This window comes from Rahnella sp. 2050 (assembly GCF_040544515.1).
Taxonomy (GTDB): domain Bacteria; phylum Pseudomonadota; class Gammaproteobacteria; order Enterobacterales; family Enterobacteriaceae; genus Rahnella; species Rahnella aceris.
Genome location: NZ_JBEPKE010000001.1, coordinates 866,388 through 887,449, shown reverse-complemented (window position 1 = coordinate 887,449; position 21,062 = coordinate 866,388). Strand labels below are relative to the sequence as shown.

18 protein-coding genes are annotated in these 21,062 nt (G+C 53.0%); 10 read left to right on the top strand and 8 right to left on the bottom strand.

The features are described 5' to 3' along the window. Positions 1 to 2: 2 nt before the first annotated feature. Positions 3 to 602, bottom strand: a complete 600-nt coding sequence (locus ABIC79_RS03970) for a cupin (protein WP_379671846.1) — start codon at positions 600 to 602, stop codon at positions 3 to 5. A gap of 241 nt (positions 603 to 843) precedes the next feature. On the opposite strand from ABIC79_RS03970, the gene osmE reads away from it, so the two are divergent. Further along, positions 844 to 1,176, top strand: a complete 333-nt coding sequence (gene osmE, locus ABIC79_RS03965) for an osmotically-inducible lipoprotein OsmE (RefSeq protein WP_013574896.1) — start codon at positions 844 to 846, stop codon at positions 1,174 to 1,176. Positions 1,177 to 1,217: 41 nt separating this feature from the next. Here the strand turns inward: osmE and ABIC79_RS03960 are convergent, their stop codons facing one another. Further along, the gene (locus tag ABIC79_RS03960; RefSeq protein ID WP_013574897.1) at positions 1,218 to 2,945 is read right to left on the bottom strand and encodes a potassium/proton antiporter; all 1,728 of its coding nucleotides are present in this window, start codon (positions 2,943 to 2,945) and stop codon (positions 1,218 to 1,220) included. Between the two features lie 194 nt (positions 2,946 to 3,139). Here ABIC79_RS03960 and ABIC79_RS03955 point away from each other — a divergent pair, with 194 nt between their 5' ends. Beyond that, entirely contained in the window at positions 3,140 to 3,334 is a 195-nt protein-coding gene (locus tag ABIC79_RS03955) for a hypothetical protein (protein WP_037036572.1), read from the top strand. Between the two features lie 50 nt (positions 3,335 to 3,384). Here ABIC79_RS03955 and ABIC79_RS03950 read toward each other — a convergent pair whose 3' ends face one another. Genes ABIC79_RS03950 through puuD form a run of 3 tightly spaced genes read right to left on the bottom strand, consistent with a single transcriptional unit; the run spans position 3,385 to position 6,114 of the window. Then, the gene (locus ABIC79_RS03950; RefSeq protein ID WP_051931096.1) at positions 3,385 to 4,698 is read right to left on the bottom strand and encodes an NAD(P)/FAD-dependent oxidoreductase; all 1,314 of its coding nucleotides are present in this window, start codon (positions 4,696 to 4,698) and stop codon (positions 3,385 to 3,387) included. 50 nt (positions 4,699 to 4,748) lie between these two features. Continuing rightward, positions 4,749 to 5,306, bottom strand: a complete 558-nt coding sequence (gene puuR, locus ABIC79_RS03945) for an HTH-type transcriptional regulator PuuR (protein WP_013574900.1) — start codon at positions 5,304 to 5,306, stop codon at positions 4,749 to 4,751. Between the two features lie 4 nt (positions 5,307 to 5,310). Further along, on the bottom strand, positions 5,311 to 6,114 hold the full coding sequence (puuD, locus tag ABIC79_RS03940) for a gamma-glutamyl-gamma-aminobutyrate hydrolase (RefSeq protein ID WP_015689631.1): 804 nt from the start codon (positions 6,112 to 6,114) through the stop codon (positions 5,311 to 5,313). A gap of 373 nt (positions 6,115 to 6,487) precedes the next feature. Here puuD and ABIC79_RS03935 point away from each other — a divergent pair, with 373 nt between their 5' ends. Together ABIC79_RS03935 and ABIC79_RS03930 are read left to right on the top strand one after the other, a co-directional pair. Further along, positions 6,488 to 7,912: a glutamine synthetase family protein gene (locus ABIC79_RS03935; protein ID WP_051931116.1), complete on the top strand. Its 1,425-nt coding sequence runs from the start codon at positions 6,488 to 6,490 to the stop codon at positions 7,910 to 7,912. 461 nt (positions 7,913 to 8,373) lie between these two features. Further along, positions 8,374 to 9,750 carry an APC family permease gene (locus tag ABIC79_RS03930; RefSeq protein WP_013574904.1) on the top strand — a complete coding sequence of 459 codons (1,377 nt, stop codon included), beginning with the start codon at positions 8,374 to 8,376 and terminating at the stop codon, positions 9,748 to 9,750. A 683-nt stretch (positions 9,751 to 10,433) separates the two neighbouring features. On the opposite strand, the gene sbcB is transcribed toward ABIC79_RS03930, so the two are convergent. After that, a complete protein-coding gene (sbcB, locus tag ABIC79_RS03925; RefSeq protein ID WP_015689632.1) occupies positions 10,434 to 11,861 on the bottom strand; it encodes an exodeoxyribonuclease I in 1,428 nt (475 codons plus the stop codon). A gap of 237 nt (positions 11,862 to 12,098) precedes the next feature. Between sbcB and ABIC79_RS03920 the strand changes: the two genes are divergently transcribed. Beyond that, positions 12,099 to 13,196 (top strand): FUSC family protein, encoded by a 1,098-nt coding sequence (locus tag ABIC79_RS03920; protein ID WP_013574906.1) that lies wholly within the window; start codon positions 12,099 to 12,101, stop codon positions 13,194 to 13,196. A gap of 167 nt (positions 13,197 to 13,363) precedes the next feature. Continuing rightward, complete coding sequence (locus ABIC79_RS03915) at positions 13,364 to 13,696, top strand: DUF496 family protein (RefSeq protein ID WP_013574907.1); 333 nt, start codon at positions 13,364 to 13,366, stop codon at positions 13,694 to 13,696. A gap of 63 nt (positions 13,697 to 13,759) precedes the next feature. Here the strand turns inward: ABIC79_RS03915 and ABIC79_RS03910 are convergent, their stop codons facing one another. Then, entirely contained in the window at positions 13,760 to 14,719 is a 960-nt protein-coding gene (locus ABIC79_RS03910; RefSeq protein WP_037035969.1) for a D-2-hydroxyacid dehydrogenase family protein, read from the bottom strand. 202 nt (positions 14,720 to 14,921) lie between these two features. Further along, complete coding sequence (locus ABIC79_RS03905) at positions 14,922 to 16,025, bottom strand: ABC transporter ATP-binding protein (protein WP_126124735.1); 1,104 nt, start codon at positions 16,023 to 16,025, stop codon at positions 14,922 to 14,924. 276 nt (positions 16,026 to 16,301) lie between these two features. Between ABIC79_RS03905 and ABIC79_RS03900 the strand changes: the two genes are divergently transcribed. The 4 genes from ABIC79_RS03900 to ABIC79_RS03885 all read left to right on the top strand — a co-directional run bounded on the left by ABIC79_RS03900 (position 16,302) and on the right by ABIC79_RS03885 (position 20,997). Beyond that, positions 16,302 to 17,528, top strand: a complete 1,227-nt coding sequence (locus tag ABIC79_RS03900; RefSeq protein WP_013574910.1) for an extracellular solute-binding protein — start codon at positions 16,302 to 16,304, stop codon at positions 17,526 to 17,528. An 86-nt stretch (positions 17,529 to 17,614) separates the two neighbouring features. Then, positions 17,615 to 18,916 (top strand): carbohydrate ABC transporter permease, encoded by a 1,302-nt coding sequence (locus ABIC79_RS03895; RefSeq protein ID WP_015689635.1) that lies wholly within the window; start codon positions 17,615 to 17,617, stop codon positions 18,914 to 18,916. Positions 18,917 to 18,929: 13 nt separating this feature from the next. Continuing rightward, positions 18,930 to 19,781 carry a sugar ABC transporter permease gene (locus ABIC79_RS03890; protein WP_013574912.1) on the top strand — a complete coding sequence of 284 codons (852 nt, stop codon included), beginning with the start codon at positions 18,930 to 18,932 and terminating at the stop codon, positions 19,779 to 19,781. A gap of 4 nt (positions 19,782 to 19,785) precedes the next feature. Next, positions 19,786 to 20,997: a glycoside hydrolase family 53 protein gene (locus ABIC79_RS03885; protein ID WP_013574913.1), complete on the top strand. Its 1,212-nt coding sequence runs from the start codon at positions 19,786 to 19,788 to the stop codon at positions 20,995 to 20,997. The last annotated feature ends 65 nt before the right edge of the window (positions 20,998 to 21,062 follow it).

Genomic DNA, 21,062 nt, shown 5'->3' with positions numbered 1-21,062 from the left:
GGTTATTTCTGATGCCACACCAGCATGCTGCCTTCGCTGTGTCCGGTCACCGGATCCGTCGCGGGCAGCGGGACGGCGTTCACCGCTTTGGTGCGAGCCGCCAGTTGCGGCAATTCGTCATGGCATAAATCGGCTTTGATGCCCGGCGGATACGCGCCGACCAGCATAAAATCGTCATCGGCAGAAATCTGTTTATGGCCGATTCCGGCCGGAAGCAGTAACACATCGCCGACTTTCACTTCGATAATATTGCCGTGCTCGCCGCCCAGTTGCAGCTTCGCCGTACCGGCAAAAACACCCAGCACTTCAGGTGTGTTGGAATGAAAATGCGTAAAGGTATAGACGGGATAACGCCACTGCGGCGGCCAGCCGTTGGCGCGGAAAAGGTGTTCGAGATAGTCGGCATTATCGGCGGTATCAGGCGGAATGACGCGGTGATAAATCAGCACCGGTAACGTATTATTCGGCACACCGCCGTCGGGTTTATCAATCCGCAGAGTATCCATGACAACCTCCCGGGGAGTCGCGAAGCCCGTTTGGGGTATCGGCATCAGGGCTATAACACCCAGCAAAGTCACAAACCGGCGTCGATCCAAATGCATCAGTAATAGCTCCTTGTCGAGCAATCAATGGCTTACCTCTTTCATGTATAGATCAAAAAGCCCTGAATATCTTCTTTTTGCACACATAAAAATGCATGTCAGGCCGCGCTAAAAATCTCCATTCCGGTTATCAGAAAAAACTTAAAATATGGTGCAATTAATAAATAGAAGTCATATCGGCTGGCTAAATCCCTTATGTCTTCTATGCTTAACAATACAAAAATACTCAGGAGGAGAAGTTATGAACAAGAAAATGTTACTTGTGGTTGCTACAGCAGTTTCGGTACTGGCAGGGTGTCAGACTTATGACCGTGCGGCGAGTTACGTTAAAGAACCGGTAGTCAGCGATGTTAAAGTCGGGATGACGAAATCGCAGGTTCGTGCCATTGCAGGGCCACCGTCAACGGAAGCGACGCTGATCCACGCCAAAGGGACTTGTCAGACTTATGCGGTCGCCCCGCGTGATGGTAAAGCACAGACCTACTTCGTCAGCTTTAACGACACCGGTCATGTCATGAACAAAGGTTATCAGTCCTGTTCAGACTACGACAAAGACCCGCAGGCTGCTCAGTAATACGTTTTCCTTCCCCTCGTGAGAGGGGAAGGAGCCGGAATTCAAGCCTTCTGCGTCACAATCCTCACGCCGACCTTACTCACCCGATTTCCTTCCATTTCCGCAATCGTCCACGTCAGTCCGTCCCATTCGATATGGTCACCGATCACCGGTTCGCCTCCGAGCAGCTTAATGACGAAATGTCCCAGGGTTTGCGACTGATCCACGGTGTCTTCCAGATTCAGACCATATAACTGAGAAATCGCATCCAGCGGGGCATCGGCCTGCAGAATGAAATCACCGAAGAAACGATCATCAAGCACCACTTTATTGCTGTCACTGAACAGCTTGCCCAGCTCCGGTAAATCTTTTTCCTGTCCGATGACACACAGAATATCGCCTTCCTTCAGCCGTGTACTGCCGGTCGGATGCAGCATCTCTTTGCCACGGAACAGCGCTGCAATCCGTGTCGCCTGCGGCATTTGCAGATCACGCAGTGCCGCGCCGACGCACCATTTATCGGAGCCGAGCTGATACACGAACTGCTCCCAGTCGTTATACACATCGATATCCAGACCGACGCGGGAAATCGGCGTCGGTTGCGGCGGCACCAGCACTTTGGCTTTTTTGGCCGCAAAGCCTAATGACGTCCCCTGAAGCAGCAAGGAGACCAGCACGATAAAGAAGGCGACATTAAAATACAGCGTGGCATTAGGCAGTCCGGCCATCATCGGGAATACCGCCAGAATGATCGGTACCGCACCGCGCAAGCCAACCCACGAGATAAAGAAGCGTTCGCGCAGGGTAAAGTTTTTGAACGGGATCAGGCTGACAAACACCGACAGCGGGCGTGCCAGCAGGATCATCCACAATGACAGCGCCAGCGCCGCGATGGCAATCGGCAACAGATCGCTGGGCGTCAGCAGCAAACCGAGCACCAGGAACATACCAATCTGGCTGAGCCATGCCAGCCCGTCGAAGGTTTGCAAAATACCGTGACGGTTGCGGATGGGCATATTGCCGAGCATCAGGCCGCACAGATACACCGCCAGAATGCCGCTGCCTTCCAGTGACATGGTTGCCGCGTACACCAGCAAACCACCGCTGAACGCCAGCAGCGGATACAGCCCGGCCGCCAGCGTGATCTTATTAATCAGCTTGTGCAGCAGCCAGCCGCCGCCGACACCAAACACAATGCCGAGGCCAAACTGGCGCACCACATCCACCACAAACATCAGGCTCAGGCCGTGTTCACCTTTGGAAATCATGTCGATCAGGGTGATGGTCAGGAATACCGCCATCGGGTCGTTGCTGCCGGATTCAATTTCCAGCGTGGCGCTGACACGTTCGTTCAGACCTTTACCGCCAATCAGCGAGAAGACGGCTGCCGCATCGGTTGAACCGATAATCGCGCCAATCAGTAAACCCTGCATCAGGTTGATATTGAATAACCACGCGGCGGCCAGCCCGGTCAGACCGGCGGTAATCAGAACGCCGACCGTCGCCAGCGACAGCGCGGGCCACAGGGCCACACGAAAGGAAGAGGCGCGGGTACGCATGCCGCCGTCGAGCAAAATCACCGCCAGCGCCAGGTTGCTGACCAGATAGGCGGCGGGGTAATTATCAAACGCAATGCCGCCAATTCCGTCGATGCCTGCCAGCATGCCGATCGCCAGGAAAATGACTAAAATAGGGATGCCAAGCTTAGAAGAGAACGAACTGAGCAAAATGCTCGCTGCGACTAACAGGGCGCCAATAAAGAAAAGAGTATTAATCGTGCTGGCGTCCAAGAGCGTTCTCCTTGTAAGGCATGAGTGGTGCGGGGGCGTGCGGTGTCGTCATCAGTGACAATACCTCTAATTTATCAGGAAAATGAGCGCGTTGCTGAGGTCATTTAGGATTTTTATTAGTTGCACTTAAGAATAAAAAACTATGCTTAAAGATGAGCGATGTCTACGTGCAGTTCATCAAAAAGGAAACCACAATGAGTGAATTTACCGGTGTACACCGTGAGGTGATGAAAGATGGCGCGATCAAACATGTGCTTATCCGCGACGCACAAGGCAATGAACAGTCGATTGCGGCAAAAGATTACATTTCGCAAGGGATCGAGCCAGATCTGAATGAGTTGCCCGAAGTCGGCACTGACAGCGAATTTCCGGTGGCGGGTAAAGGCTGACACAGGGATTTCCCCGCAGTTAAACTGCGGGGCTTTGCAGGATGAAAGGATTACACGCCCAGGCGGTCGCGCAGGGAATAATACGCTGCGCCCAGCATGGTAAATGGCACCTGGAAATTGCGGCCACCGAAGAACGGCATATGCGGTAAACGGGCGAACGCATCAAAACGTTCGGCGTCTCCGCGCAGCATTTCGGTGATGAGTTTCCCGGCCAGATGCGTCAGCGTCACGCCATGCCCGCTGTCACCCTGCATGTAATAGATGTTATTTTCCAGCCGGCCAAATTGCGGCAGGCGCGATAACGTCAGCAGGAAATTGCCGCCCCAGCGGTAATCAATCTTGACGCCTTTAAGCTGCGGAAAGGTGCGGTTAAGTTTGGGCAGGATCACCGAATCGATATTCGGCGGATTTTTACCGCCGTAGGTCACACCGCCGCCGTACAGCATCCGGTTGTCAGCGGTGAGACGGAAATAATCGAGCAGATAATTGCAGTCTTCCACGCAGTAATTGTTGGGCAACAGTGAGAGTGCCATGTCATCCGACAGCGGTTCTGTGGCGACAATCTGCGAGCCACACGGCATGCTGAGACGCGTGAGGCGCGGCGCAAGCTGCTGACTCAGATAGGCGTTGCCCGCCAGAATCACATATTTGGCGCTGACCTGACCTTTGGCCGTGTGCACTAACGCTGGTTCGCCGTGGTCAATGCGCGTGACTGCCGATCCTTCAAATATACGCCCACCATGACGCCGCACCGCTTCGGCTTCGCCCAGCACCAGATTCAGCGGATGAAGGTGGCCGCCATTTTTATCCAGCAGCCCGCCGACGTAACGGTCGGTGGCGATTTCGCGCCGCACGGCGGTTTCATCCAGCAGGGTCAGTTCAGTATGGCCGTAACGGTTCCACAGCTTTTGCTGGTCGCGCAGTTTCGAAAGCTGGCGTGCACTCAGCGCGGCAAAAATACAGCCGGGGCGATAGTCACAGTCGATGGCATACTGATCGATGCGCTGACGGATGATGTTCGCCCCTTCAAACATCATGCTGCCGAGCATATCAGCGGTCTGCCGTCCGTAGCGGTCTTCAATCACATCAATATCGCGGCTGTAAGAGTTGACCACCTGCCCGCCGTTACGCCCGCTGGCGCCCCAGCCGACCCGTGCGGCCTCAAGCACCACCACATCGTAACCGGCTTCACACAGATATAAAGCAGAAGAAATGCCGGTAAAACCGGCACCGACAATGCAGACATCGCACTCAATATTGTCTGTCAGTTCCGGCCACGGGGCGTGGTCGTTGACAGAACCGGCGTAATAGCTGTCGGTGTGCGGCACACCGGCAGCGCGGGGACTTCCTGTTTGAGCAGTCATGATGACATCCTTCTTCGGGTTCCCGTTGCCACGCCCGGAGCCGATGACAACTAGAAGGTATTAGGGGTATGCGCGCTGACAATCCTGCAAATCCGCGTCGAAATATTACTGAAACTATGAGGGTTCGCGGTGTTAATGGCATAACTTTGCCCCGCACGCAGCGGGTAACTCTGACCGTTGACGGTTAAGATGATTTCTCCTTCTAACAGGGTGCCGACTTCCTCACCCTGATGTTTGATTTTGTCACCTGTGGTGCTGCCGGGCTGATAGGTTTCCAGCAACATGGCAACGGTATGGTTTGGCGTGCCGTTGTGGACCATGCGCATGGACACGCCGCGGCTGCCGATTTCAATTAAATCCGCCGCATTAATCACGATACGCGGCGCGTTACTTTTATGTTCTTCGGCGAAAAACTCCGAAAGTGACAGCCCGTAAACCCTCAATAACTTTTGCAACGTACTGACGGCGGGGCTGACTTTATCCTGTTCGATGGTGCTGATGGCGCTGTGTGTCAGGCCAGACAACTCGGCGGCTTTGCGCTGTGACATCCCGAGTTGCTGGCGAATTTCAGAAAGCCGGCGACCAGGCGCCAGACTGACTTCGCTCATCCGTTTATTCCTCTCGTGCGCTCCGGGCCTGATGGCCCTTGCGACAGGCAGCGATAAAAGCGTTAAACAGCTGACGCGACACCGGGTCGGTCAGACTGTGCCATTCCGGATGCCACTGCACACCAAGGGCAAACGGATGATTGCGGACACTCACGGCTTCCACCAGATTGTCCGGTGCGCGTGCTTCCACGGTCAGTATGTCACCCAGACGGTTGGCTCCCTGACCGTGAAGGGAGTTCACCTGAAACTGCTGATAATCGGGTAATAATTCCGAAAGTAAGCCGCCCGGTTCGATATGTACCGGATGCACGAGATCATACTGATTGTCGTGCGGCAAGGTGGTGTCTTCGCGGTGATCCATATAGCCCGGCACGTCCTGCACTTTACGGTGCAAACTGCCGCCGGTGGCAACCACCAGTTCCTGCAATCCGCGACAGGCGGCGAACAACGGGATTTTTTTATCCAGCGTCGCGCGGATCAACTGCAAACTCAGGCGGTCACGGCCGGGATCGGCCTGCTCCTCGACACCTTCTTCACCGTACTGATGAGGCTCAATATTGCTGGGGCTGCCGGTGAGGAAGATGCCGTCGAGACCGCGCAGAATCTGGTCTATCGCGCCTTCGCGCGCTGCCAGTTCATGTGGCAGACAAACGGGAAGGGCATCGGCGTTGAAAATGGCGTCCAGATACTTTTCGTGGACAGTCAGGGCAGGATTTTCATCAACGATGTTTTTACACATGACTACCCCAATGACCGGTCTGTAGCGCGTCTCTTTTCCCGCAGATGCCGTGGAAAATATATTGCCCATAATACCGCCTCGTTGAGTAGATGAATTGGCTGACAGTACGTGCCTCCCCGCACGTTACTGCTCAGAATATTGACCTTATATTGACCAATTTAGCAGCGCTCAGGTCGCTTTTCAAACTGATATGTTGCGGTAATGTACATGTTGCAAATAATTAATGTTAAGGCTAGGGTTAATGATATGGCCGTTATTTTGAGCAATAAACGGTTTGAGCATAAAAGAGCTTTGAGTAAAAAACTGAGAGGATCCCCACTCCATGAGAGCACAGCGTTGAACAAAGTGATGACCCGGTAAAGATAACCGGCTGGCACCCTGTTGGAGCCTGATATGCCGGAAACCAGCAAATGGCGGAAAACCTATGCAAGCGACTGAACTGATGAATGAAATTAAGAAAGAGATTAGCGGGACCGAGCCCCTCGCTAAGCACGTTGAAGAGCGAAGTAGCGCGTTCCAGGATGAAGTATCCCAATACCTGGAGCGTCACCCGCAAACCCTTCACGTCGACGTCCTGCTCACCGATCTCAATGGCTCCTTCCGCGGCAAACGCATTCCCGTCTCAGCACTCCGTAAACTCGAAAAAGGTTGTTATTTCCCGGCATCGGTCTTCGCCATGGACATTCTCGGTAATGTTGTGGAAGAAGCCGGACTAGGCCAGGAACTGGGCGAACCCGACCGCACCTGTGTGCCGGTTCCCGGAACCTTAACGCCATCGGCTTCCGACCCTGAACATACCGGCCAGTTGCTTCTGACCATGCTTGACGAAGATGGCACTCCCTTTAACGTTGAACCACGCAATGTGCTTAATCATATCTGGCAAACATTGCGCCAGCGGGGCCTGTTCCCGGTGGTAGCGGTAGAGCTGGAGTTCTATCTGCTCGACAGGCAGCGTGATGCGGAAGGCTATATTCAGCCACCCTGCACCCCGGGGACGCAGGAACGCAGCATGCATACTCAGGTTTACTCCGTCGATAATCTCGATCACTTTGCGGATGTGCTCAGTGACATTGATCGTCTGGCGCACATTCAGGGGTTACCTGCGGATGGCGCGGTGGCGGAATCCTCACCGGGCCAGTTCGAAATCAATCTGCACCACAGCGAAAATATTCTGCGCGCCTGTGATTACGCCCTGATGCTCAAACGTCTGGTGCGTCTGGTGGCGGAAAATCACGATATGGACGCCACCTTTATGGCGAAACCTTACGATGAATATGCGGGCAGCGGGATGCACATCCATCTCAGCGTGCTCGACGACAACGGTAAAAACCTGTTTGCCAATGCCAGTGGCGAAGATTCTGAACTGATGAAACGCGCGCTCGCTGGCATGATTGCACTGATGCCGGCCTCTATGGCGGTGCTGGCGCCAAACGTCAATTCCTTCCGCCGCTTCCAGCCGGGCATGTATGTGCCGACGCAGGCGTCGTGGGGGCACAATAACCGTACCGTTGCCCTGCGTGTTCCTTGCAGCGGAACCGCCGATCACCGCGTGGAATATCGCGTGGCCGGTGCCGATGCTAACCCGTATTTAGTGGTCGCCACCGTACTGGCGGGCATGCTGTATGGTCTGGACAACGATTTGCCGTTACCCGAACCGGTCACCGGTAACGGTCTGGAACAGGAAGGTATTCCGCTGCCTATCCGCCAGAGCGATGCGCTGTATGATTTTGACGATCAGCCCGCGCTGAAGAAAATCCTCGGCGAACGTTTCTCACACGTCTATCACACCTGTAAATCCGATGAACTGTTGCAGTTCGAGAGAAGGGTGACGGAAACGGAGATAGACTGGATGCTCCGCAACGCGTAGCACGGTTAACGAATACGCGCATTATGTTCAATACTGGAAAAGAATTTGTAACGCAACGCCTGTGAATGTTGTCATTCATGCGTGATTTGTGCAAAATACGCCGCACTGCAGATAACCGACGCTTAAAGGCGCCGGTTATTTTTTTTGTATATGCAGTACCCAAACTAATTCAACAGAGGCCGGACCCAGATCCGGATAGATAACAAGGTTCGTGTGCGATCCCAAATTAAAAACGGTCGCCACTATGAGGAAATGTAATATGGGGCAATACTTCAAACCTGTACCGGTGCCTGCCGGTGCTTCTGTCAGTTGCGGTCACATTCGCACAGCCTTCACCTCCGCGTTCAGCGACGTGAAGATCTACCCCCCGTTTACTGGTAATAACTCCCGAAGTTTTCCCTGTACGTTGCTTTCAGAGGCGTTTAAGCGCCCGGTGTCTGCAATCCAGGGAGGGCTGAACCATGTCTGCTAATGCATCTGCCGCTCCGGCCACTCAGCGTGTACAACTGCGTAAAACCCTGACACTGGTTCAGGTTGTCATGATGGGGCTTGCCTATCTGCAACCGATGACCATTTTCGATACGTTCGGCATTGTTTCCGGCCTGACCGATGGTCACGTCGCGACAGCGTACATCTTCGCGCTGATCGCCGTTCTGTTTACTGCCGTGAGCTACGGCAAACTGGTGCAGCGTTTCCCGTCTGCCGGTTCTGCTTACACTTACGCGCAAAAAGCTATCAGCCCGCACGTCGGCTTTATGGTCGGCTGGTCATCACTGCTGGACTACCTGTTCATGCCGATGATCAACATCCTGCTGGCGAAAATCTATCTGGAAGCCATTTTCCCTGGCGTGCCGTCATGGATATTTGTGGTGGCGCTGGTCGGCATGATGACCGCCTTCAACCTGCGCGGCATCAAGATTGTGGCGAACCTGAACAGCATTATCGTTGTGGTGCAGGTGGCGATCATGGTGGTGTTCCTGGGTCTGTTAGTCCGTGGCGTTTATATGGGCGAGGGGATGGGTACGCTGGCAACCACTAAGCCGTTCTTCAGTGAAAATGCGCATGTAGTGCCGATGATTACCGGTGCGACCATTCTGTGCTTCTCATTCCTGGGATTTGACGGTATCAGTTCACTGTCAGAAGAAACGCCAAACGCAGGCAAAGTCATTCCGAAAGCGATTTTCCTGACCGCGCTGATTGGCGGCATCATCTTCGTGGTGGTGTCTTACTTCCTGCAACTGTATTTCCCGGACATCTCGCGCTTTAAAGATCCGGACGCGTCTCAGCCTGAAATCATGCTGTACGTGGCAGGTAAGTTCTTCCAGTCCGTCATTCTGTGCTTCAGTTGTGTAACCGTTCTGGCATCAGGCATGGCCGCACATGCGGGTGTTTCCCGTCTGCTGTACGTAATGGGCCGCGATGGCGTGTTCCCGGAAAAACTGTTCGGTTACGTGCATCCGAAATGGCGTACCCCGACGTTCAACGTATTGCTGGTCGGTGTTGTGGCGATGTCTGCGATAACCTTTGATCTGGTGACAGCGACCGCGCTGATTAACTTCGGTGCGCTGGTGGCGTTCACCTTCGTGAACCTGTCGGTAATTTCACAGTTCTACATCCGTGAAAAACGTAACCGTACGCTGAAAGATCACATCAGTTACCTGATCCTGCCGGTGATTGGTGCGCTGACCGTCGGTGCGTTGTGGCTGAATCTGGAATCGAGTTCGATGACTCTGGGCTTAGTCTGGGGCGCGATTGGCCTCGGATATCTGGCGTTCATCACCAATGCGTTTCGTAAGCAGCCACCGCAGATGAGCGGTGAGATTGCGCCGGAAGCGTAATTTTTGCCCTTTGAAAAGGGCAGGAAACTTTCTTTGCAGAAAGGCCGCTGCAATGGCGGCTCTACTTTGCAGAGGTTGCTGTGATTGCGACTTTTCAAATCTGATCGAGAATATTTCGGTTTCTCACGAACGGTGATTATTGAATGTGTCGCGCCGAAACCGAACAAAGGGGGAAGTGCTTTCCCCCTTTGCAGTCCCCCCGCTTTTTTCAACACGCGCTACCGCAGGCATGACGGACATATTTCCCGGCAACAGTGAGTGGCGTAAAATGTCATCGCTTCGCGATTCCCTCATTTCAGGTGTCGAGCCTTGGGTCTCGAACCGTTCATTCGGTGCCATTTTTGATCACGCCAATACACTTTTCTAAAAGATGAAAAACAATCCGACTTTGAATTTGAGATCGTGCGGGCGGTTCAGAAATCTTGCTGAACGGAGCGGCTTCGAGACCTGTGGCTCGAAGACCGAGAGAAGGAACCGCGCAGCGGCAAGATTTCCAGCCTGTCGCTGTGCTACCTGAAACATTGTGACCAGCGAAGCGCGCAGTGAAAAAAGCGAGGAGAGTCGAGAGAGGAAAAGCACTTTCCTCTCTCGTCGGTTTCGGCACAAAAAGCCGCATGGGAACTGCTTTTGAAAAACCGAAATTCTCACTATTCCGGAAGGGGTTGTTCGGGAATCCCCAAAAATTAACCCACCAGTTTCTTCCCGTATTCAAACAGCGCCTTGAGAAGCGCCATCTTCTCAACATCTCCCTCATGCAAGTTATAGAGCGATTCAAGCTCTAAAATGTACGCCTGCACACGCTCGTCTGTGAGTTTCTCCTGGCGATGCAACATCCAGCGTTTCTGTTCGGCATCGGTCAGCGTGGCAGGGTAGTTGCGGGCGCGGAAACGAAACAACAGCGGTTCGATGCGGGAATCATTAAAGGTCAGATCCAGCGCGGGAAGGTTCTCCGGACGGGTTTCCACAATGATGCGCATGGCCGCGCGATCGGCATCGCTGAAAAAGCCGTCGTAAAGGCGGGCGTCTACGTCATCGGAAGGCGTAAACGGCTCTGCTTCAGCAAACATCGTGACCACTTTCTCGCGCACCTGCGGGTTCTGACGCAGTAACTGCAAATTCTCAAGACAACGCTGACGGTCAATACCCAGCCGTTCGGCATTTTCCGGCAACAGTGTTTTGGCCGGTGCCAGCACCGGACATTTGTTGATGTGCACCAGCTTGACCGGCAACGGAGATTGCCCGGCCTGCAACGCCTCGCGGCGGCTGTACAAACGTTCGCGCATCTCATCAGGATTGAGATCTAACAGCGTCGACATATCACCGGCCAGATCGCACATGATCACGGCGTTCTTGTTTTCAGGATGCCATGCCAGTGGTGCGACCCACGCGGTATTCCCGCGCGCCGCGCCGAACATACCGGAAACATGCACCAGCGGGGCCATGGCAGGAATGTCGATCAGGGTATTGAGTTTATGTTTGCTGCGATGCTCGAGCAGGAAGCTGAACAAACGTGGTTGCGCCTGTTTCACCAGCTTTGCCATAGCGATAGTGGCGTAGACGTCGGCCATCGCGTCATGGGCATTTTCGTGTTCAATGCCGTTGGCTTTGGTCAGATGTTCCAGACGGAAGCTCGGAAAACCGTCATCATTTTCCGGCCAGTTGATGCCTTCCGGACGCAGTGCATAACAGGCGCGCATCACATCCAGCAAATCCCAGCGGGAATTGCCGTTCTGCCAGCTATAAGCATACGGATCGTAAAAGTTGCGATAAAGGATATTACGGCTGACTTCATCGTCGAAACGGATATTGTTATATCCGACAATGCAGGTGCCCGGTACGCTGAAAGCTTTATGGATTTGCGCGGTAAACTCGGCTTCGATCAGGCCGCGTTCCAGCGCCACTTGTGGCGTAATACCGGTGATCATCACCGCTTCAGGTTCAGGCAGATAATCGTCAGAAGGGCGGCAATAAATCACCAGCGGTTCTTCGATGATATTGAAATCTTCGTCAGTTCTCACCCCGGCAAATTGTGCCGGGCGATCCAGCGCCGGGTTTTTACCGAATGTCTCGTAATCATGAAAATAAAAAGTTTTTTGCGGCTTGTCTGACATGACGGAAATAACCTTAATCAGTGCGGAATGAATGAACTCGACGGCGACTAGGATACCATCCGCCACAATGAAGTCATGACAAAATGCGCAGGCATGGAACACATCATCAAAATCTGCCCGTTGTTCCGCAATACCGCACCGATCCCCCAAATCCCTGACAAAAACCAGGGTGATCCCCTCTGGTAACTCGGCTAAACTACCGCCTTCTTTGAATTTACGCCTTACGGCAGGCTCAACGTGCGTCTCGACAAGAAAATTTCTGCGCTGGATAACGTCATTTACCGTAATTACAGAATGACTCACGCCCTGCGGATCGCGGTGGCATTTATTCTGACATTCCTGATTGTCCGTCTGACGAAAATCCCCGAAGGTACCTGGCCGCTGATCACCCTGGTCGTGGTGATGGGACCGATGTCGTTTTGGGGAAACGTGCTTCAGCGGGTGCTGGAGCGCATTACCGGCACGGTATTGGGTTCCGTTTCCGGGCTGATTGCCTTATGGCTCGAGCTGTACTCTTTTCCGCTGATGCTGGTGTGGTGCGGGATTGTGATGTTTGTCAGCGGCTATCTGACCCTTGGCAAGCGTCCGTATATGGCGCTGCTGATCGGCATTACGCTGGCGGTGGTGTGTGGCGCAGGGCCGGGCGATATGAATACCGCGCTGTGGCGTTCCGGCGATGTGATTTTCGGTTCCCTGCTGGCGCTGCTTTTCGCCAGTATTTATCCGCAGCGCGCGTTTATTCACTGGCGCATGCAGATGGCCGATTACCTGATGTCGCTGAACAAACTCTACAGCGCGTGGTTATCGCCGAATATGCTCGAACGCCCGCATCTGCACGGTAAAATGAAAACGACGATGGGGCAGATGGTCAAGATGCGCGCTCTGTTCGCTCCCGCCAGTAAGGAATCGCATATTCCGCGTGAAGTGTTTGATGCGATCCAGACCCTGAGCCGTAATCTGTTGTGCACGCTGGAACTGCTGGCCGATGCCTACTGGAGTTCGCGCGAAAGCCATTTCCTGATGCTCAATGCCCGCACGCTGCGCAGTGCGCAACTGCTGATGCTCAATACGCTGGAAAAGCTCAGTCTGATGCTGATGAACGGCACGCGAGGCGACGAACTGACGATCAATCATCAGCTCAACGAATCTGCGGAAGAGCTGAAAGCGCTGATGGCGGAAATGAATGCGGCAAATCATCTGGAAGCGCAGGTGTATGGCTACGTGTGGCTGAGCTCACAGGTGGCGGAACAACTGCGGGCTATGGGCGACCTGATCACCATGACGATGCAAAAAGAAGACGCTCAAATAATCAGCGGTAAAACGCCGAAAGCATGAAGGGATTTTTGTCTGTGGCCTAAAACGGGTAAGATGGCGTTATTGGACGATTATCTGAGCGCGCAGCCCGATCTTTGCTACTCTTCTGCTAGCTGACAGTTAAGGCAGGACAAGCGGTTGCGACAAGTCAGTCACTGAATCTGTGTAACTTAATCGAAGGTGTTAAAATGGACAATATCAATAAGCCGAGTTTCCAGGACGTTCTGGAGTTTGTGCGCATTTTCCGTCGTAAAAACAAATTACAACGCGAAATTGCTGACAACGAAAAGAAAATCCGTGACAACCAGAAACGTGTTCTGCTGCTCGACAACCTGAGTGATTACATCAAACCAGGTATGAGCATCGACGAAATTCAGGCGATCATTGCCAGCATGCGCGGCGACTATGAAGATCGCGTTGATGATTACATCATCCGCAATGCGGACCTGTCGAAAGAACGTCGTGAAATGTCCAAAAAGCTGAAAGCAATGGGCGAAATCAAAGCCAACGAAACCAAGTAGTTTCGTCGCGACCGAATACAAAAACCGGGTTGATGCCCGGTTTTTTTACGCCTGTTGTTTACCTTATTCCAAAACGCGTACCGGTTTTCCGGCCAGAAACGCCTGAATGTCTTCGACGGCTTCGGTGAAATACACCTGATAATTGCCGTCTGAAACGTAGCCCAGATGCGGCGTCGCCAGTAGGTTGGGTTGCGTTCTGAAAGGATGATCTGCCGGCAGCGGCTCGACATCAAACACATCCAGTCCGGCACCGGCAATCACACCGTTTTGCAACGCACTGAGCAGGGCGGGCTGATCGACAATCGCGGCGCGCGAGGTATTAATCAGCAGGGCAGAGGGCTTCATCTGCGCCAGTTCCTGCGCACCCAGCAAGCCGCGCGTGCGTTCGCCGAGCACCAGATGAATGGACACCACATCGCTGGTTTGCAGTAATTCTTCTTTCGATGCACAAAGTGTCACACCCTGTTCCGCCGCGCGTTCTGCGGTCAGGTTCTGGCTCCACGCACACACATCCATACCGAACGCCTGCGCGATATGTGCCATCTTCTGACCGATCTTTCCCAGTCCCAGCAGACCAAGACGTTTGCCGCTCAGGCCAAAACCCAGCGTGCTTTGCCACGAGCCGTTGTGGCGAAATGCATTATTTTCAGTCATCAGATGCCGCGCCAGCCCGAGGATCAGTGCCCATGTCAGCTCAACCGGCGCAGACTGCCCGCTGCCGGTGCCACAGACCGTCACGCCATGCTTTTTCGCCGCCGCGAGATCTATTGAGGCATTGCGCATACCGGAGGTAATCAGCAGTTTCAGTTTGGGCAAACGGGTAAACAGCGCGGCGGTGAACGGTGTGCGCTCACGCATAATCACGACGATATCGGCGTCTTTCAGGGTTTCAGCGAGGGTGTTTTCATCAGCAATATGTTCCGTCAGCGCCTGGCATTCCACCTGCGGTGCCAGTGAGCGCCAGTCAGCCAGCGAAAGGGAAACGTTCTGGTAATCATCAAGAATGCGGCATTGCAGTGGCATGGGGATCCCTTATCTGAAAATCATGATAAAGAGATATAGCACTGAAACAGCCGGGAGGTGAAGTACCCCGGTAAGCCCCTTTCCTTTATGCGGCGCCAAAGCCCTGCATCATAAAGGAAAGGGTGTGAATGAATCTGATGGGGGAAAGCCCTTTAGCGGGGAAGTGCGGGAGGAGACCGCCGCAGCGGGCGGTCTGACAACATTAATGCAGATGTGAAAGGCTCGGTGCGCTGATGCGCAGACCGTCTTCGCTGAATACCATGCAACGTTTAGCATCGAACCAGGTGGTCAGACTCTGATAAGGATTGAACGCCATATCGCCCGGCAGCAGCATTTTGAAACCGTCGGTGCCATAACACTGACCAAACAGATAGGTGCTGTTGCCCAGCCGTTCAACCACTTCGCAGTTAAATTCCAGCACGTTTTCAGTTTCCTGCGACAGCAGATGTTCAGGTCGGATGCCGAGCGTCACTTTATCGCCAACTGCCAGTTCGCTGGTGTTCAGCGCCAGCGTCAGCGTCTTCTCCGGCGTCAGGCGCACTTCGAGCCGCTCCGGCTGCCAGCTCAGCACCTCTGCAGGCAGAAAATTCATCTTCGGCGAGCCGATAAATCCGGCCACAAACTGATTCACCGGGTTGTAGTACAGATCCATCGGCGCGCCTGTCTGCTCGACTTTGCCGTAATTCATCACCACGATTTTATCGGCCAGCGTCATGGCTTCGGTCTGATCGTGCGTCACGTACACCATGGTGGTTTTCAGTTCCTGATGCAGCTTGGAAATGTGTAAACGCATATCCACACGCAGCTCGGCATCCAGGTTAGACAGCGGTTCATCAAACATAAACACCTGCGGATTTCGCACAATCGCACGACCAATCGCGGTGCGCTGGCGCTGACCGCCGGAAAGCTGTTTCGGTTTTCTGTCCAGCAAATGAGAAAGCTGCAAGGTTTTGGCAACCATCTCCACCTGATGACGAATTTCCTCTTTCGGTACGCCGTTGACTTTTAGCCCGTAACCCATGTTTTCCGCAATGGTCATGTGCGGATACAGCGCGTAAGACTGAAACACCATCGCCACGCCACGGCGTGACGGGTCGACGTCATTCACCCGTTGCTCGCCAATGTAAACGTCTCCTTCCGTAATATCTTCCAGCCCGGCAATCATGCGCAGAAGGGTGGATTTCCCGCACCCCGACGGCCCGACGAAAACGGTGAACTCGCCGTCTTCAATATCAATATTGATGCCATGCAACGTCACTGTTTTATCGAAACGCTTGACCACATTTTTAAGTCTGATGCTGGACATGTTTGACCTCATGAAGAATTCATACCGCTGATGTTTCGGACTATAACCACCTTGTGTAAGCGTTTGCACAGGCGGGTTTGAATTTTGGAGAGAAGATCACACAATGCGCATCTTTTTGTAGTGATTTATGGTGTGTAAGTTTAACGTATAACATAGTTTTTAAGGCGACATTCATCATTGCTAAATCAGATTTTAAAGGGTTTTTTGCATAAAGTGTTGATTGACTGTCGTTACGTACCCTACAAAAATGTTATACCTTCACATTCAGGAGCGACAATGAAAATTACCCACCTTACTGCCCTGGTACTGATGTCATTAAGTCTCAGCAGCCAGGCCGTCCGGGCAGCAGAGGGACAGTTACTTGTCTGGGAAGATATTAAGAAATCTTCCGGTATTTCCGACGCGGTGAAAGATTTTGAAAAAGAGAACAACGTCAAAGTCGTTGTGCAGGAAACGCCTTATGCACAACAAACGGAGAAATTACGTCTGGATGGTCCGGCAGGTATCGGCCCCGACGTCGTCGTGATCCCCAATGATCAGCTGGGCACGGCAGTGGTACAGGGTTTACTGGCGCCGCTGAATCTCGACAAAGCATTTCTTGCGAGCTTTACGCCGCCAGCATTGAACGCCTTCCAGCTTAAAGGCCAGACCTATGGTGTGCCGAAAGCGGTGGAAACGCTGGTGCTGATTTACAACAAAGATTTGCTGCCACAGGCACCGGCGACCCTCGACGAGTATTACACCTTCTCCAAAGCCGAAAGGGCGAAAGGTAAATATGGTCTGTTAGCCAAGTTTGATGAAGTGTATTACGCCTACGGCGCGATGGCCTCGATGGGCGGCTATATATTCGGTAAGGATGCTAAAGGCGAAATCAACGTCGAAGATATCGGCCTGAATAAACCGGGCAGCATTGAAGCCATTACTTACCTGAAAAAATTCTATGCCGACGGATTATTCCCGGCAGGGATTGTCGGCGATAACGGCCTGAACGCCATCGACTCGCTGTTTACTGAAAAGAAAGCGGCTGCGGTGATCACCGGTCCCTGGGCCTTCCAGCCGTATGAAGCTGCTGGCATTAACTATGGCGTGAAAGCGCTGCCGCTGTTGCCAAACGGCAAACCGATGAGTTCGTTCCTCGGCGTGAAAGGTTATGCGGTTTCAACCTACAGCAAGCAAAAACCGCTGGCGGAAAAATTCATCACCTTCATCAACCAGCCGAAGTACGCCAAAGTGCGCTACGAAGTGACCAAGGAAATCCCGGCACTGACGGCGCTGGTTAATGATCCGATGATCAAAAATGATGAGAAAGCCAACGCGGTGGCCGAACAGTCTACCCGCGCCACGGCGATGCCGGGTGTACCTGAAATGCAGGAAGTCTGGGGGCCTGCGAACAACGGCATCCAGTTGGGTGTGACTGGCAAACAGCCGGTTGATGCCGCGCTCAACGACGCGGTGAAAAATATCCAGATGCAAATCGAAGCGGCGAAAGCCAGCAACGAATAACCGGCAACGCCTGCTGAAACCCACGTATGTCTGACCGGAGGGAGTGATTTCACTCCCTCACCAGTGAAAGGAACATCTTTGTGTCTATGCGTCTTCATGAGGAAAACCAGGCGCCACTCTCTGCCAGCCACCATGCACCGGTGGCGCTGGCTGTGGCGCTGATCCCCGGTTTTGGGCAGTTTTATAACCGGCAATGGGCCAAGGGAATACTGTTTTTTATCATTCTTATTTGTTTCGCCGGCGTCTTCTATGATTTCCTGCGTCAGGGATTATGGGGTTTATATACACTGGGCGAAGAAGTGCCGCGTGATAATTCGATATTTCTGCTCGCCAAAGGCATTATCAGCCTGCTGATTGGCGCGTTCGGCGTGGCCTTTTATTACTGGAGTCTGCGCGATGCGTGGGCAAATGGTAAACGCCGCGACCAGGGGATGGAATTACCCAGCGTGCGCAAGCAATATCATTTGCTGCTGCGTGAAGGTTTCCCTTATCTGATGATTACGCCGGGCTTTATTTTGCTGGTGTTTGTGGTGGTCTTCCCGATTATATTCGGCTTCTCCATTGCGTTTACCAATTATAATTTATACCACACGCCGCCGGCTAAATTAGTCGACTGGGTGGGGTTCAAAAACTTTATTAATATCTTCACGCTCAATATCTGGCGTTCGACCTTGCTGGATGTATTGCAATGGACGGTGGTCTGGACGGTACTGGCGACTACGCTGCAATGTACGGTGGGGGTCATGCTGGCAATTCTGGTGAACCAGAAAGATTTGCGCTTCAAGGCGCTGATCCGCACCGTGCTTATTTTGCCGTGGGCGGTGCCGGGTTTTGTCACCATTCTGGTGTTTGCGGGCATGTTCAATGACTCATTCGGTGTCATCAATAACGGCATTCTGGCTGCCTTAGGCATTGAGCCTAAAGCCTGGCTGACCGATCCGTTCTGGACCAAAACGGCGCTGATCCTGATGCAGACCTGGCTGGGCTTCCCGTTTGTGTTTGCCATGACTACCGGCGTATTGCAGGCCATTCCGAACGATTTATATGAAGCCGCGACAATGGATGGTGCCAGTACCTGGAAGAAACTCAAAACCATTACATTGCCGCTGGTCTTATATTCCATTGCGCCGATTATTATCACGCAATACACCTTCAACTTTAATAACTTCAATATTATCTATCTGTTTAATAACGGCGGCCCGGCAGTGGCCGGTTCGAATGCAGGCGGGACGGATATTCTGGTGTCGTGGATATATAAACTTACCATGTCATCTTCGCAATATGCCATTGCCGCGACCATTACGATTTTGCTGTCGATATTTGTGGTCGGTATTGCTCTGTGGCAATTCCGCTCAACCAATTCATTTAAACAAGATGATATGGCGTAACCGGGGGAAGGGCATGAGTAAGAACAGCAGTATTAAAAGAAACCGGTTTATCCGCCTCGGGCTGAGTTATTTCCTGTTGCTGATTGTGGCGGTGATCATTATTTATCCGCTGATCTGGACCGTCGGCGCATCACTGAATGCCGGTAACAGCCTGCTCAGCACGTCGATTATTCCGGAGAACGTCTCGTTCCAGCATTACAAAGACCTGTTTAACGGCGAAGTGAATTATGTCGGCTGGTACTGGAACTCGATGAAAATCAGTTTCCTGACCATGATCCTGACCCTGATTTGTGTCAGTTTCACCGCCTATTCCTTCTCGCGTTTTCGCTTTAAAGGCCGCAAAGACGGGCTGATGCTGTTTCTGTTATTGCAGATGATCCCCCAGTTTTCCGCGCTGATCGCCATCTTTGTGCTGGCGCAGTTACTCGGGCTTATCAACAGTCATCTGGCACTGGTGCTGATTTACGTCGGCGGCATGATCCCGATGAACACCTATCTGATGAAAGGCTATCTCGACGCCATTCCGAAAGATCTGGATGAATCAGCGCGGATGGACGGCGCGGGCAATTTCCGCATTTTCATCGAAATCATCATGCCTTTGTCCAAACCGATTCTGGCCGTGATCGCGCTGTTTTCCTTCACCGGACCGCTGGGCGATTTCATTCTTTCCAGCACCATTTTACGCACACCGGATAAGTACACCTTACCGATTGGTCTGTACAACCTGGTCGCGCAAAAAATGGGTGCCAACTACACCATGTATGCCGCAGGCGCGGTACTGATCGCTGTGCCTGTCGCCATTTTCTATCTGGCTTTACAAAAATACTTCGTTTCCGGCCTGACGGCTGGCAGTACAAAAGGATAATCCGATGACTTTCTTTTCTAAGAAGATTTTCAACAAAAGCGCAATGGCCTGCGTGCTGCTGGCGGTGTCATTTTCCGGGGTGGCGCAGGAGGTGGTGATTAAAAAAGTCGCCAACGTTCCGGCGGATTTCATCAAAGGCGCGGATATTTCGACGCTGATTGATGTGGAAAAGCACGGCGGTAAGTTCTTCGATCAAAACCACAAGCAGACCGACGCGATGGTGATCCTCAGACAAAACGGTTTTAACTACGTGCGTCTGCGCTTGTGGGTGGATCCGAAAGATGCGCAGGGGCATCCGTACGGTGGCGGTAATAACGATCTGGCCACCACGCTGGAGCTGGCGAAGCGCGCCAAAGCGCAGGGTTTTAAAATCCTGCTCGATTTCCATTACAGCGATTTCTGGACTGATCCGGGTAAACAGTTCAAGCCAAAAAGCTGGGAGAAAATGGATTATCCGCAACTGAAAACTGCCATTCATGATTACAGCCGCGAGGTGATCGCCAGATTCCGTGCACAAGGCACCGTGCCGGATATGGTGCAGGTCGGCAACGAAATGAACGGCGGCATTTTATGGCCTGAAGGCAAAAGCTGGGGCGCGGGCGGCGGGGAGTTTGACCGTCTGGCCGGGTTGCTGAATGCGGCGATTGCCGGTGTGCGTGCGGATGAAAAAAATCCTTCTGATATCAAAATCATGCTGCATCTGGCCGAAGGCACTAAGAACGACACCTTCCGCTGGTGGTTCGATGAAATTAATCAGCGCAAGGTGCCTTACGACGTGATTGGCCTGTCATTTTATACCTACTGGAACGGTCCGGTTTCCGCGTTGCAGACCAACATGGACGACATCAGCAAGCGCTACAACAAAGACGTGATCGTGGTGGAAGTGGCTTACGGCTATACCACCAAAAACTGTGATGCGGCTGAAAACAGCTTTACCGAAAAAGAAGCCAAAGACGGCGGCTATCCGGGCACGGTGCAGGGGCAGGCTGATTTCCTCAGCGACATGATCAAAAGCCTGGTCGCCGTACCGGATCATCGCGGCAAGGGTCTGTTCTACTGGGAACCTACCTGGATCGCCGTTGACGGCGCAGGCTGGGCGACACCGGCCGGGATGACCTACATCAACGACCACTGGAAAGAGGGCAATGCCCGCGAAAATCAGGCGTTGTTCAGCTGTGACGGTCAGGTTCTTCCTTCCATCAAAGTCTTCAATTAATCCCTTTTTCCCCGGCTTGATTGGCCGGGGAGTTGATATTTCTTAAAGTTCCTAAGGACCCAAGC

Bases quoted from the DNA above. Each gene is read 5' to 3' on its own strand.
- puuD (WP_015689631.1), bottom strand. From the start codon at position 6,114: ATGGGCAATATATTTTCCACGGCATCTGCGGGAAAAGAGACGCGCTAC.
- ABIC79_RS03910 (WP_037035969.1), bottom strand. From the start codon at position 14,719: ATGCCACTGCAATGCCGCATTCTTGATGATTACCAGAACGTTTCCCTT.
- ABIC79_RS03900 (WP_013574910.1), top strand. From the start codon at position 16,302: ATGAAAATTACCCACCTTACTGCCCTGGTACTGATGTCATTAAGTCTC.
- ABIC79_RS03915 (WP_013574907.1), top strand. From the start codon at position 13,364: ATGGACAATATCAATAAGCCGAGTTTCCAGGACGTTCTGGAGTTTGTG.
- ABIC79_RS03885 (WP_013574913.1), top strand. From the start codon at position 19,786: ATGACTTTCTTTTCTAAGAAGATTTTCAACAAAAGCGCAATGGCCTGC.
- ABIC79_RS03890 (WP_013574912.1), top strand. From the start codon at position 18,930: ATGAGTAAGAACAGCAGTATTAAAAGAAACCGGTTTATCCGCCTCGGG.
- osmE (WP_013574896.1), top strand. From the start codon at position 844: ATGAACAAGAAAATGTTACTTGTGGTTGCTACAGCAGTTTCGGTACTG.
- ABIC79_RS03955 (WP_037036572.1), top strand. From the start codon at position 3,140: ATGAGTGAATTTACCGGTGTACACCGTGAGGTGATGAAAGATGGCGCG.
- ABIC79_RS03905 (WP_126124735.1), bottom strand. From the start codon at position 16,025: ATGTCCAGCATCAGACTTAAAAATGTGGTCAAGCGTTTCGATAAAACA.
- ABIC79_RS03930 (WP_013574904.1), top strand. From the start codon at position 8,374: ATGTCTGCTAATGCATCTGCCGCTCCGGCCACTCAGCGTGTACAACTG.
- ABIC79_RS03895 (WP_015689635.1), top strand. From the start codon at position 17,615: ATGCGTCTTCATGAGGAAAACCAGGCGCCACTCTCTGCCAGCCACCAT.
- puuR (WP_013574900.1), bottom strand. From the start codon at position 5,306: ATGAGCGAAGTCAGTCTGGCGCCTGGTCGCCGGCTTTCTGAAATTCGC.
- ABIC79_RS03950 (WP_051931096.1), bottom strand. From the start codon at position 4,698: ATGACTGCTCAAACAGGAAGTCCCCGCGCTGCCGGTGTGCCGCACACC.
- sbcB (WP_015689632.1), bottom strand. From the start codon at position 11,861: ATGTCAGACAAGCCGCAAAAAACTTTTTATTTTCATGATTACGAGACA.
- ABIC79_RS03970 (WP_379671846.1), bottom strand. From the start codon at position 602: ATGCATTTGGATCGACGCCGGTTTGTGACTTTGCTGGGTGTTATAGCC.
- ABIC79_RS03935 (WP_051931116.1), top strand. From the start codon at position 6,488: ATGAATGAAATTAAGAAAGAGATTAGCGGGACCGAGCCCCTCGCTAAG.